Below are 11,589 nucleotides of genomic sequence, written 5' to 3'. Positions count from 1 at the left end.
ATAGTGTCCGGTTCGCAATGCCGGCGATCAGCCGTCGAAGGCGTTCTGTAGCCAGTTCAACTGATCGAGGTTGCTGTCGATGGCAATCACGTCGAAGCGGCAAGGGGAATTGGCCCAGCGCGGCTCGCGCTGAAGAAAATATTGTGCGGCGAAAATCAGTTTTTGCCGTTTGCGCTCATCGATGCTATCGAGCGCGCCACCCCATTGAGTGTTTTTTCTGTAGCGGACTTCAATGAATACTACTGTATCGCCATCTAGCATGACCAGATCAAGCTCGCCGCGTTTACACAACCAGTTCTGCGCCAGCAGGCGCAGACCCTGTTGTTGAAGATGCCCGAGCGCATGGCGCTCGGCATCCTTGCCGCTTTGCTGGCGTGACCTGTCGGGCATCAGCGAGCGGTGTCCGGCAGGCGCTGAACCTGGCCATTGGCGAACTCGGCCCATGGCAACTGGCGCACGACCCGCTGGCTCTGAGACATGCCAAGGCTGCCCGACTCACCGTCGATGCGGCTGTCCGGCAGAGACTTGAGCTGGCCCAGGCGAGGCGCCAGTCGATAGGCATCCACACCCATGGCATACAGGCGTCCCAGGCTGCCGGCGGCCTGTGGCCATTGAGCGGTGACCTGGCGGCGCAGTGGATCATTGGCGTCCAGCAACCATGGCGTCTCGCAGAAGCGAATGCCATTCATATCGTTGTACTGGTTGACGTCACCGCTGGCGCTGAACACGTGGGAGGTGGCGTAGACCGGAACATCGCCAGCGTACTGGAAGTTCAGGGTCGGTTTGATCTGCTGTGCCTGTTGCGGTGTTGCGGCGAGGAAAATGAACTCGATGTCCTGGCGGCGCGATGGCTGGGCGGCCACTTGCGAGCCAACGGTGCTTTGCAGGCTCTTGGCGCGACCTTCGCTCTGGCGCAACTGGAACATGTCGGCAATCTGTTGGGCCAGTTGGACCGGCTGGTCGACGCGTTCGGTGGCGACGATGGTGCCGCCATTGGCCTGCCAGTCCTGGCTGAACGCCTTGAGCACGCGGTCGCCCCATTCACCTTTCGGCACCATGATGGCTGCGCGATGCAGACCGTCGGCGCGAGCGCGGCGCGACACTTCGCGGGCTTCGTCTTCAGCGGCAAGACCGAACTGGAACAGCTGCGCCGGGCCTTGATCGCCTTCACTGTAATTGAGTGCCAGGGTCGTGATCGGCAATTGCGGGCGAGTGCTCAGCTGTTTGACCAGCGGCTTCTCCAGCGGGCCGACGACCAGTTGCACGCCATCGGCCTGGGCCTTGCGGTAGAACTCGTCCATGGAAGTCAGGCGCGAGCTGTCATAGAACTCGATGGCGGGCGGTTTCTGCCCGGCCTGTTGGGCCTGGTAGTGAGCGGCCATGAAGCCGTCGCGCAGTGCTTTGCCGACCGAGGCCAGTTGGCCGTCCTGAGGCAGCAGCAGGGCGATCTTGTTCAGGGGCTGGCTGGCCAGCTCCTTGAGTTGGGTCAGTGGCTGCGGCAATTGAACGGCTGCCGGGTGTTTCGGGTTTTGCGCGCGCCAGTTGTCGATGGCAGCCTGTTGCTGTTCCAGGGTGCCGGCGGATTTCACGGCCAGCGCCAGGGCCATCCAGCCGCCGAGATCGTCGGTGGTGTTCGGCCGCAACTGATCGGTCGGCAGCGAGGCGATCAGGGTCCAGATGGCTTCGTGGTTTTTGCTCGCGGCTTCACCTTTGAGCATCGGGGCGATGAAGATGCGCTCGCGAGCGGCGGCGAGGGTCTGGCCATCGGCTTCAAGTGCGCGGGCGTGAACGGTGCCGGTGCGGACCTGTTGTTCGACGGGCAGTTCGCTCAAGTATTGCAGGCTTGGGTGGTTCAAGGCGGCCAGCGCGGCCTTGGGCTGATTGCGGGTCATGGCCAGTTCAGCCGCCAGGGTGTTGGCGAAAATCTGTGGGCCCGGCTTGAGTTGTTCGACAGGAACCTGTTGCAGGATTTGCGCGGACTGGCCGGCATTGCCCTGATGATAGGCCAGGTCGGCAGCGCTCAAGCGCAGAAGGGCGGCATCTTCCGGTGATTTGCTTTGGGAGGCCTTCTCAAGCAACTGCTCGATACTGGCATCCGGTGTCCGTGGAAGTTCGCCAAGGCTGGAGGAGGGCGAGCTGGCGCAAGCCGCCAGCAAGGCAGCGAGGCAGAGGGCAGATAACAGCCGCAGGCAAGCGATCATGTAAGCGTTCCTGATACTCGATCAAATTAGCGTGGAATTGTACCCAAGCACTGGCCGGGGCGCGATGTTAGTGGCGTGAATCGATCAATTTAGCTGGTGTAAATGTTGCGCCAGCGCACAAACGGTCACCGATACCTCGTTTGCTTGCGGGTATCGTGAGTCTCGCTACGCGCTACAATGGCGACTTTTACCGATCATGAGGTGTGCGCTTTGACTGCTCCAGGTGCTTTGAATTCCGCTGCTGGCTCGCTTTATGTGGTGGCGACGCCCATCGGCAACCTGGATGACATCAGTGCGCGGGCGCTGAAGATTCTGCGTGAAGTGGCCCTGGTCGCTGCGGAAGACACCCGTCATTCCCAGCGCTTGATGCAACACTTCGGCATCTCGACGCCATTGGCGGCGTGCCATGAACACAACGAGCGGGATGAAGGTAGCCGCTTTATCACTCGCCTGCTTGCCGGTGACAACGTGGCGTTGATTTCCGATGCCGGGACACCGCTGATTTCCGATCCGGGTTATCACCTGGTGCGGCAGGCCCGGGCGGCGGGCATCAATGTTGTGCCGGTTCCGGGTGCCTGCGCGTTGATTGCAGCGCTGTCGGCGGCGGGGCTGCCTTCCGACCGGTTCATTTTCGAAGGTTTTCTGCCGGCCAAGGCGGTGGGGCGGCGAGCACGTCTCGAGCAGGTAAAGGAAGAGCCTCGCACATTGATCTTCTATGAGGCTCCGCATCGCATCCTCGAATGCCTGCAAGACATGGAATTGGTGTTCGGTCCCGAGCGCCCGGCGCTCCTTGCCCGCGAGCTGACCAAGACGTTTGAGACCCTCAAGGGGCTGCCGCTGGCTGAACTGCGTGAGTTCGTCGAGTCGGACAGCAACCAGCAGCGCGGCGAGTGCGTGGTGCTGGTGGCGGGCTGGTCCGCGCCCGAGGAGGAAGGTGCCGTCAGTAGCGAGGCAATGCGCATCCTCAACCTGTTGCTCGAAGAAATGCCGCTCAAGCGTGCGGCGGCTTTGGCGGCGCAAATCACCGGCGAGCGAAAGAATGTGCTGTACCAGATCGCGCTGGACCAACAGAAGGGCGAGTAAAAGCTGACGCGCAGGCGTGCCTGATGGCGCTTGGTGCTTGTTCTTCGGGCGTTGTGCCGGTAACCTTCGCGGCGGAGAGTCGATCGGACAGTCGCTGCCCTCTATGAAAATTAGGGGGGGGAGGAAAGTCCGGGCTCCATAGGGCGAAGTGCCAGGTAACGCCTGGGAGGCGCGAGCCTACGGAAAGTGCCACAGAAAATAACCGCCTAAGCGCTTCGGCGCCGGTAAGGGTGAAAAGGTGCGGTAAGAGCGCACCGCACGTCTGGCAACAGTTCGTGGCTAGGTAAACCCCACTTGGAGCAAGACCAAATAGGGTCCCAAGGCGTGGCCCGCGCTGGGACCGGGTAGGTTGCTAAAGATGTCCAGTGATGGCCATCGTAGACGAATGACTGTTCAAGACAGAACCCGGCTTACAGATCGACTCTCCACCTTTTTCTCCTCTCTGCTTAATTTATTGGGCAGAGTGTGTCGGTGGTAATAATTTCCCTCCTTGCACAATCGTCAGCAGGAGCGGTTTTGTGATATCGATTAGCCCGCGCTTGTAGTGATCGCATCAACTCCACGCAGCGCCGGTTTTCTTCGTTACACGGTCGTCAACAGAAGCTGTTTTGTGATATCGATTAGCCCGCGCTTGTAGTGATCGCATCAACTCCACGCAGCACCGGTTTCCCTCCTTACACAATCGTCCGCAGAACCTCTTTTGTAATACCAAAAAAATCTTACTCTTAATAAATTACTTTAACTTCTGAACACAGCCTCCCGTGCTGATTCAAGTTATCGGTCAGTTTCATCTGCCGGATTGTCGTTACCTCTCCGTTAATGCTCCTAAATCTCAGTTCTGTAAGGGTTTTCCTTTGCTCCGCGCCTTGACGGTGTGGTGGGCGCATTCCTATAGTGTGCGCAAGTGGCGGAAAGTGGCATGAAGTGGGTTTTTTGAACTCAAAACGCTAGAATTTGGAGAAACGCTGACGTGTTTCGCGGAGCCAACGCTATCAGTCTCGATGCAAAGGGCCGTCTCGCAATGCCGAGCCGGTACCGTGACGAGCTCGATTCGCGCAGTTCCGGTCAATTGATCGTGACAATTGATGCCGTTGATCCTTGTTTGTGTGTTTACCCCCTCGATGAGTGGGAAATTATTGAAACCAAACTGCGCGCACTGCCTTCGCTTCGCGAAGAGAACCGCCGCCTGCAACGTTTACTGATTGGTAATGCCGTCGATCTCGAGCTCGATGGCAGTGGTCGTTTTCTGGTTCCGCCGCGTCTTCGTGAATATGCCAAGTTGGATAAGCGCGCGATGTTGGTAGGCCAACTGAACAAGTTCCAATTGTGGGACGAGGATGCCTGGAACGCGGTTTCTGCCGCTGACCTGGCTGCCATTCAACAACCGGGCGCGATGCCTGATGAACTGCGTGATTTGATCCTGTGACTATTGATAGCGGCTTTAACCACATCACCGTACTGCTTGACGAAGCCGTCGAGGCTCTCGCCGTACGTCCTGATGGCTGCTATCTGGACGGCACGTTCGGGCGCGGCGGACACAGCCGGTTGATCCTCAGCCAGCTCGGTCCCGATGGTCGGTTGCTCGGATTCGACAAAGATCCACAAGCGATTGCCACCGGGCAGACGCTAGCGGCCGAAGACGGCCGCTTTGTCGTTGTGCAGCGCAGCTTTGCCGAACTCGGTTCCGAAGTCGCCGAACGCGGTCTGGCCGGCAAGGTCAGCGGCGTTCTGCTGGATCTGGGCGTGTCTTCGCCACAGCTCGACGACCCGGAACGTGGTTTCAGCTTCCTCAACGACGGTCCGCTGGACATGCGCATGGATCCGTCCCGTGGCATCAGCGCCGCCGAATTCGTCAACACCGCGCCCGTGGAAGAAATCGCCCGGGTGTTCAAGGAATACGGCGAAGAGCGTTTCTCCGGCCGCATGGCCCGTGCCGTGGCCGAGCGCCGCGACATCAAGCCATTCGAGCGCACCGGTGACCTGGCAGAAGTCCTGAAGGTCGCCAACCCGGCGTGGGAGAAGGGCAAGAACCCTGCAACCCGTGCGTTCCAGGGGTTGCGTATTCACGTCAACAACGAACTGGGTGACCTGGAAACCGGCCTCGAAGCCGCGCTGGAATGCCTGGAAGTGGGCGGTCGCCTGGTGGTGATCAGCTTCCATTCGCTGGAAGACCGTATCGTCAAACTGTTCATGCGCAAGCTGGTCAAAGGCGAAGCCGACAACCTGCCGCGCAACCTGCCGGTTCGGCATGTCGCCTTCGAACCGAAAATCAAAATTCATGGCAAAGCGCAGACGGCCTCCGACGCCGAACTCAAAGCCAACCCGCGTTCCCGTAGCGCTGTCATGCGTGTGGCGGAGAAGCTGCGGTGAGCAGGCTTTTCGCCAAGCCATTGCCCGGCGGAAGCTTCTTCATGCTGCTGCTGTTTGTCGGCGTGCTCATTTCGGCCATCGGCGTGTCCTACAGCGCCCACTGGAACCGTCAGCTATTGAATTCGCTGTACAACGAATTGAGCGTGCGCGACAAGGCGCAAGCCGAGTGGGGCCGGTTGATTCTGGAGCAGAGCACCTGGACCGCCCACAGTCGTATCGAAGTGCTGGCCACCGAACAATTGAAAATGCACATCCCCGGTGCCGCTGACGTGAAGATGGTGGCGCCATGATGAAACTCGAAGGTGCACTCTTTCCTTGGCGGTTCCGCGTGGTGCTGGGGTTGCTCGGTATCATGGTGGCCGCGATTGCCTGGCGCATCATCGATTTGCAAGTGGTCGATCGTGCCTTCCTCAAAGGTCAGGGCGATGCCCGCAGCGTTCGTCATATTCCGATTCCGGCTCACCGTGGTCTGATCACCGACCGTAACGGCGAGCCCTTGGCCGTGAGTACTCCGGTCACCACCCTTTGGGCCAATGCCAAGGAAATGCAAACGGCCAAAGAGAAGTGGCCGGCACTGGCGGCTGCCTTGGGGCAGGACCCGAAAGCCCTGGCCGAGCGTCTCGAAGCCCAGGCCAACAAAGAATTCATTTACCTGGTGCGCGGGTTGACCCCGGAGCAGGGCCAGGCTGTGCTCGACCTGAAGGTGCCGGGTGTCTATGGCATCGAAGAGTTCCGGCGGTTTTATCCTGCCGGTGAAGTCACTGCCCATATGGTCGGGTTTACCGACATCGACGATCACGGTCGTGAAGGCGTCGAACTGGCCTACGACGAATGGCTGGCCGGGGTTCCCGGCAAGCGTCAGGTGATCAAGGACCGGCGCGGCCGGCTGATCAAGGATGTGCAGGTCACCAAAAACGCCAAGGCCGGTAAGCCCTTGGCGTTGTCCATTGACCTGCGCTTGCAATACCTGGCCAACCGCGAACTGCGCAACGCGATCATCGAGAACGGCGCCAAGGCCGGCAGCCTGGTGATCATGGACGTGAAGACCGGCGAGATTCTCGCGATGGTCAACCAACCGACCTACAACCCGAACAACCGTCGCAACCTGCAGCCGGCGATGATGCGTAACCGCGCGATGATCGACGTGTTCGAGCCAGGCTCGACCATGAAAGCGATCTCGATGAGCGCCGCCATCGAATCCGGCCGCTGGAAACCGAGCGACACCGTCGAGGTGTATCCGGGCTCCTTGCAGATTGGCAAGTACACCATCAAGGACGTTTCCAAGACCGAAGGTCCGGTGCTCGACCTGACCGGCATCCTGATCAACTCCAGTAACGTCGGCATGAGCAAGGTCGCGTTCGATATCGGCGGCGAAACCATTTTCCGTCTGGCGCAGAAAGTCGGCCTTGGCCAGGACACCGGCCTGGGCTTCCCGGGCGAGCGCGTCGGCAACCTGCCGAACTACCGCGAATGGCGCAAGGCAGAAACCGCCACGCTGTCCTACGGCTACGGTATCTCCGTGACCGCGATCCAGCTGGTCCACGCCTTCTCGGCCCTGGCCAACAACGGTCGCCTCGCACCGCTGACCCTGATCAAGACCGACAAGGCGCCGCAAACCACTCAGGTGCTGCCGGAGGCGGTCGCGAAAACCATGCAAGGCATGCTGCAGCAAGTGATCGAGGCCCCTCGCGGTGTGTTCCGTGCGCAGGTGCCGGCGTATCACGTGGGCGGCAAGTCGGGTACTGCGCGTAAAACCTCGGTCGGCACCAAGGGTTACGCCGAAAACTCCTACCGTTCGCTGTTCGCCGGCTTCGGCCCGATGAGCGATCCGCGTTACGCCATAGTGGTGGTAATCGACGAGCCGACCAAGGCCGGTTACTTCGGCGGCCTGGTTTCCGCGCCGGTGTTCAGTCGCGTGATGTCGGGCACCCTGCGCCTGATGAACATTACGCCGGACAACCTGCCACCCACTCAACAAGCGAACGCAACACCGGTCGTTCCGCTGAAAGCCAATGGAGGGCGCGGCTGATGTCTCTGAGCCTTAACAAGATTTTCCCTCACGCCGGCCATGATCTGCTGATTCGCGAGCTCGCCCTGGACAGCCGCAATGTGCGCGCGGGCGATCTGTTCCTCGCCGTGCCGGGCGGGAAATTCGATGGCCGCGCGCATATTGCCGACGCCTTGCAGCGCGGTGCTGCCGCGGTGGCCTATGAAGTAGAAGGCGCCACGGTCCTGCCGATCACTGAAGTGCCGTTGATTCCGGTCAAAGGCCTGGCGGCACAGCTGTCGGACATCGCCGGGCGTTTTTATGGCGAGCCAAGCCATCACCTGAACCTGGTGGGCGTGACCGGCACCAACGGCAAGACCAGCGTGACTCAATTGGTTGCCCAGGCACTGGACCTGCTCGGCCAGCACTGCGGCCTGGTCGGCACGCTCGGTTCCGGTTTCTACGGCGCGCTGGAAAGCGGCCTGCACACCACGCCGAATCCGGTTGCCGTGCAAGCGACCCTGGCGGACCTGAAAAAGGCCGGGGCCAAAGCCGTGGCGATGGAAGTTTCTTCCCATGGCCTGGACCAGGGCCGCGTGACTGCATTGGCGTTCGATGTGGCAGTGATGACCAACCTGTCCCGCGATCACCTGGATTACCACGGCACCATGCAGGCTTACGGCGAAGCCAAGGGCAAGCTGTTTGCCTGGAATGACTTGAAATGCCGTGTGGTCAATCTCGACGACGAGTTTGGTCGGCAACTGGCCGCCGACAAGCTCGAATCGCGATTGATCACCTACAGCCTGGAAGATTCCAGCGCCTACCTGTATTGCCGCCAGGCGCAATTCGACGACGAAGGCGTGCGCGCCACGCTGGTCACGCCACAGGGCGAGCACCACCTGCGCAGCACCTTGCTCGGTCGCTTCAACCTGAGCAATGTCCTGGCCGCGGTCGGCGCGTTGCTCGGTCTGGATTATGCCCTGGACGAAATCCTCAAGGTCCTGCCGAAGCTTGAAGGCCCTGCCGGTCGCATGCAGCGTCTGGGTGGAGGCTCGCAGCCGCTGGTCGTGGTCGATTACGCCCACACCCCGGATGCCCTGGAAAAAGTACTGCTGGCACTGCGTCCGCACGCCAAGGGCCGGCTGTTGTGCCTGTTCGGCTGTGGCGGCGACCGCGATCGCGGCAAGCGTCCGTTGATGGCCGAAGTGGTCGAGCGCCTGGCCGATGGTGTGTTGGTCACCGACGACAACCCGCGTACTGAAGACCCTGCAGTGATTTTCGATGACATCCGCGCCGGTTTCACGGCTGTGGATAAAGTGGAGTTCGTTGCCGGTCGTGGTCAGGCGATTGCCCGGCTGATCGCCAGTGCCTCGGTGGATGACGTGATTGTCCTGGCCGGTAAGGGTCACGAGGACTATCAGGAAATCAACGGCGAACGCCATGCCTTTTCCGATCTGGTCGAGGCCGATCATGCCTTGACCGCGTGGGAGGTGGCCCATGCTTAAGGCCTTGAAACTGAGTGAACTGACCGGTGCGTTGAAGGCTCGCCTGGTGTCCGCCGATGCCGGTTTTGACGGCGTCAGCATCGACAGTCGTGCAATCAGGCCGGGTCAGTTGTTTATTGCCCTGACCGGTCCGCGTTTTGACGGTCATGATTATCTGAATGAAGTCGCCGCCAAGGGCGCCGTGGCCGCGCTGGTCGAGCGTGAAGTCGCCGGCAGCACGCTGCCGCAGTTACTGGTCAGCGACACCCGCCAGGCCCTGGGCCAGTTGGGCGCGCTCAATCGCGCCGCCTACACCCATCCTGTCGCGGCCGTCACCGGTTCCAGTGGCAAGACCACGGTCAAGGAAATGCTTGCGAGCATCCTGCGTACTCGCGGTCCGGTGCTGGCCACCCGTGGCAACCTTAACAACGACCTCGGCGTGCCGCTGACCTTGCTCGAACTGGCGCCGGAACACACCGCTGCCGTGATCGAACTGGGCGCTTCGCGCCTGGGTGAAATTGCCTACACCGTCGGCCTGACCAGGCCGCACGTGGCCATTCTCAACAATGCCGGGACCGCCCACGTCGGCGAGTTCGGCGGGCCGGACAAAATCGTCGAAGCCAAGGGCGAGATCATCGAAGGGCTGGATGCCGATGGCGTCGCCGTTCTCAATCTCGACGACAAGGCATTCGGTATCTGGAAGGCACGCGCCGGTGATCGCAAAGTGTTGACGTTTGCGTTGAGCAATTCCAGCGCCGATTTTCATGGCAGTGACCTGGCCACCGATGCCCGCGGCTGCCCGGCGTTCAACCTGCACAGCCCTGAAGGTGTGGAGCGCGTTCAACTGAACCTGCTCGGCACCCATAACGTCGCCAATGCCATGGCCGCCGCCGCTGCCGCCCATGCCCTGGGTGTGTCACTGCTCGGTATCGCCACCGGCCTTGGCGCGGTGCAACCGGTCAAGGGGCGCACCGTCGCGCAACTGGCCACCAACGGCATGCGCGTGATCGATGACACTTACAACGCCAACCCCACCTCCATGTGCGCTGCCATTGATATACTGGCCGGCTTTTCCGGTCGCACCGTCCTGGTGCTCGGGGATATCGGCGAGTTGGGCGAATGGGCGGAGCAGGGGCACCGCGACGTGGGCGAGTACGCCCGTGGCAAGGTTTCTGCGCTGTACGCCGTCGGGCCAATGATGGCTCACGCCGTGAACGCATTCGGTCCGCAGGCTTTTCACTTCAGCACTCAGGCTGAACTGATCAAGGCCCTGGGTGCCGAGCAAGACACAAATACCACCATTTTGATCAAGGGGTCGCGCAGCGCTGCGATGGAAAACATCGTCGCCGCCTTGTGCGGGTCCAGTCTGGAGAAACATTAATGCTGCTGCTGCTAGCGGAGTATCTGCAACAGTTTTACAAAGGCTTCGCGGTCTTCCAGTACCTGACCCTGCGCGGGATTCTCGGTGTACTGACCGCGCTGGTCTTGTCGCTGTGCTATGGCCCATGGATGATCCGCACGTTGCAGAACCGTCAGATCGGCCAGTCCGTCCGTAACGACGGCCCGCAGTCGCACCTGTCCAAGTCGGGTACACCGACCATGGGCGGCGCGCTGATTCTGTCGTCCATCGGTGTCAGCACCCTGTTGTGGGCTGACCTGAGCAACCGTTACGTCTGGGTCGTACTGCTGGTGACCTTGCTGTTCGGCGCCATCGGCTGGGTCGACGACTACCGCAAGGTCATCGAGAAGAACTCCCGTGGCTTGCCGAGCCGCTGGAAGTATTTCTGGCAGTCGGTGTTCGGTCTGGGCGCGGCGGTCTTTCTTTATATGACTGCCGCCACGCCGGTGGAAACCACGCTGATCCTGCCGATGCTCAAGGACTACAGCATTCCGCTGGGCGCAGGCTTCATCGTCCTGACCTATTTCGTGATCGTCGGTTCGAGCAACGCGGTCAACCTGACTGACGGCCTCGACGGCCTGGCGATCATGCCGACCGTGATGGTCGGTGGTGGCCTGGGCATTTTCTGCTACCTGTCGGGTAACGTGAAATTCGCCGAATACCTGCTGATTCCTTATGTACCGGGCGCCGGTGAGTTGATCGTGTTCTGTGGCGCGTTGATCGGAGCCGGCCTGGGCTTCCTCTGGTTCAACACCTATCCGGCACAGGTCTTCATGGGTGACGTCGGCGCACTGGCGCTGGGCGCGGCCCTGGGCACCATCGCGGTGATCGTCCGTCAGGAAATCGTCCTGTTCATCATGGGCGGCGTGTTCGTGATGGAAACCCTGTCAGTCGTCATTCAGGTTGCCTCTTTTAAACTGACCGGTCGCCGTGTATTTCGCATGGCGCCCATTCACCACCACTTTGAACTCAAGGGCTGGCCCGAGCCGCGCGTGATCGTCCGTTTCTGGATCATCACCGTGATTCTCGTGCTGATCGGCCTTGCCACCCTGAAGCTGAGGTAGA

General features: G+C 60.8%; 10 protein-coding genes and 1 other RNA gene. 9 read left to right on the top strand and 2 right to left on the bottom strand.

Features of this window, described 5'->3' with window-relative positions:
- Window positions 1-27: 27 nt before the first annotated feature.
- Both AC07W4_RS08315 and AC07W4_RS08310 read right to left on the bottom strand, forming a co-directional pair.
- Window positions 28-390: a YraN family protein gene (locus AC07W4_RS08315; RefSeq protein WP_495032170.1), complete on the bottom strand. Its 363-nt coding sequence runs from the start codon at window positions 388-390 to the stop codon at window positions 28-30.
- Entirely contained in the window at window positions 390-2,201 is a 1,812-nt protein-coding gene (locus AC07W4_RS08310; RefSeq protein WP_495032116.1) for a penicillin-binding protein activator, read from the bottom strand. Before AC07W4_RS08310 ends, AC07W4_RS08315 begins: the two co-directional genes overlap by 1 nt.
- A 177-nt stretch (window positions 2,202-2,378) precedes the next feature.
- On the opposite strand from AC07W4_RS08310, the gene rsmI reads away from it, so the two are divergent.
- The 9 genes from rsmI (at window position 2,379) to mraY (ending at window position 11,588) form a co-directional block, all read left to right on the top strand.
- The gene (rsmI, locus tag AC07W4_RS08305; RefSeq protein ID WP_162130349.1) at window positions 2,379-3,284 is read left to right on the top strand and encodes a 16S rRNA (cytidine(1402)-2'-O)-methyltransferase; all 906 of its coding nucleotides are present in this window, start codon (window positions 2,379-2,381) and stop codon (window positions 3,282-3,284) included.
- A 75-nt stretch (window positions 3,285-3,359) separates the two neighbouring features.
- An RNA gene (rnpB, locus tag AC07W4_RS08300) (RNase P RNA component class A) lies at window positions 3,360-3,713 on the top strand.
- A gap of 541 nt (window positions 3,714-4,254) precedes the next feature.
- Window positions 4,255-4,710: a division/cell wall cluster transcriptional repressor MraZ gene (gene mraZ / locus AC07W4_RS08295; protein ID WP_007917012.1), complete on the top strand. Its 456-nt coding sequence runs from the start codon at window positions 4,255-4,257 to the stop codon at window positions 4,708-4,710.
- The gene (gene rsmH / locus AC07W4_RS08290) at window positions 4,707-5,654 is read left to right on the top strand and encodes a 16S rRNA (cytosine(1402)-N(4))-methyltransferase RsmH (protein WP_008045933.1); all 948 of its coding nucleotides are present in this window, start codon (window positions 4,707-4,709) and stop codon (window positions 5,652-5,654) included. The genes mraZ and rsmH overlap by 4 nt, the downstream gene beginning before the upstream one ends.
- On the top strand, window positions 5,651-5,944 hold the full coding sequence (ftsL, locus tag AC07W4_RS08285; protein ID WP_032829321.1) for a cell division protein FtsL: 294 nt from the start codon (window positions 5,651-5,653) through the stop codon (window positions 5,942-5,944). The genes rsmH and ftsL overlap by 4 nt, the downstream gene beginning before the upstream one ends.
- Window positions 5,944-7,683 carry a peptidoglycan D,D-transpeptidase FtsI family protein gene (locus tag AC07W4_RS08280; RefSeq protein WP_177318792.1) on the top strand — a complete coding sequence of 580 codons (1,740 nt, stop codon included), beginning with the start codon at window positions 5,944-5,946 and terminating at the stop codon, window positions 7,681-7,683. The genes ftsL and AC07W4_RS08280 overlap by 1 nt, the downstream gene beginning before the upstream one ends.
- The gene (locus AC07W4_RS08275) at window positions 7,683-9,146 is read left to right on the top strand and encodes a UDP-N-acetylmuramoyl-L-alanyl-D-glutamate--2,6-diaminopimelate ligase (protein ID WP_495032115.1); all 1,464 of its coding nucleotides are present in this window, start codon (window positions 7,683-7,685) and stop codon (window positions 9,144-9,146) included. Before AC07W4_RS08280 ends, AC07W4_RS08275 begins: the two co-directional genes overlap by 1 nt.
- The gene (locus AC07W4_RS08270; protein WP_495032114.1) at window positions 9,139-10,506 is read left to right on the top strand and encodes a UDP-N-acetylmuramoyl-tripeptide--D-alanyl-D-alanine ligase; all 1,368 of its coding nucleotides are present in this window, start codon (window positions 9,139-9,141) and stop codon (window positions 10,504-10,506) included. Before AC07W4_RS08275 ends, AC07W4_RS08270 begins: the two co-directional genes overlap by 8 nt.
- The gene (mraY, locus tag AC07W4_RS08265) at window positions 10,506-11,588 is read left to right on the top strand and encodes a phospho-N-acetylmuramoyl-pentapeptide-transferase (protein WP_108228490.1); all 1,083 of its coding nucleotides are present in this window, start codon (window positions 10,506-10,508) and stop codon (window positions 11,586-11,588) included. The genes AC07W4_RS08270 and mraY overlap by 1 nt, the downstream gene beginning before the upstream one ends.
- Window position 11,589: the final 1 nt, after the last annotated feature.

This window comes from Pseudomonas sp. GW821-FHT02A08 (genome assembly GCF_059422045.1).
This window is presented reverse-complemented; position numbering and strand designations above follow the sequence as displayed.

What these genes read in the sequence shown, in the direction of transcription:
- AC07W4_RS08310 (WP_495032116.1), bottom strand. Translation starts at nt 2,201, where the DNA reads ATGATCGCTTGCCTGCGGCTGTTATCTGCCCTCTGCCTCGCTGCCTTG.
- AC07W4_RS08275 (WP_495032115.1), top strand. Translation starts at nt 7,683, where the DNA reads ATGTCTCTGAGCCTTAACAAGATTTTCCCTCACGCCGGCCATGATCTG.
- rsmI (WP_162130349.1), top strand. Translation starts at nt 2,379, where the DNA reads ATGGCGACTTTTACCGATCATGAGGTGTGCGCTTTGACTGCTCCAGGT.
- AC07W4_RS08270 (WP_495032114.1), top strand. Translation starts at nt 9,139, where the DNA reads ATGCTTAAGGCCTTGAAACTGAGTGAACTGACCGGTGCGTTGAAGGCT.
- AC07W4_RS08280 (WP_177318792.1), top strand. Translation starts at nt 5,944, where the DNA reads ATGAAACTCGAAGGTGCACTCTTTCCTTGGCGGTTCCGCGTGGTGCTG.
- mraY (WP_108228490.1), top strand. Translation starts at nt 10,506, where the DNA reads ATGCTGCTGCTGCTAGCGGAGTATCTGCAACAGTTTTACAAAGGCTTC.
- AC07W4_RS08315 (WP_495032170.1), bottom strand. Translation starts at nt 390, where the DNA reads ATGCCCGACAGGTCACGCCAGCAAAGCGGCAAGGATGCCGAGCGCCAT.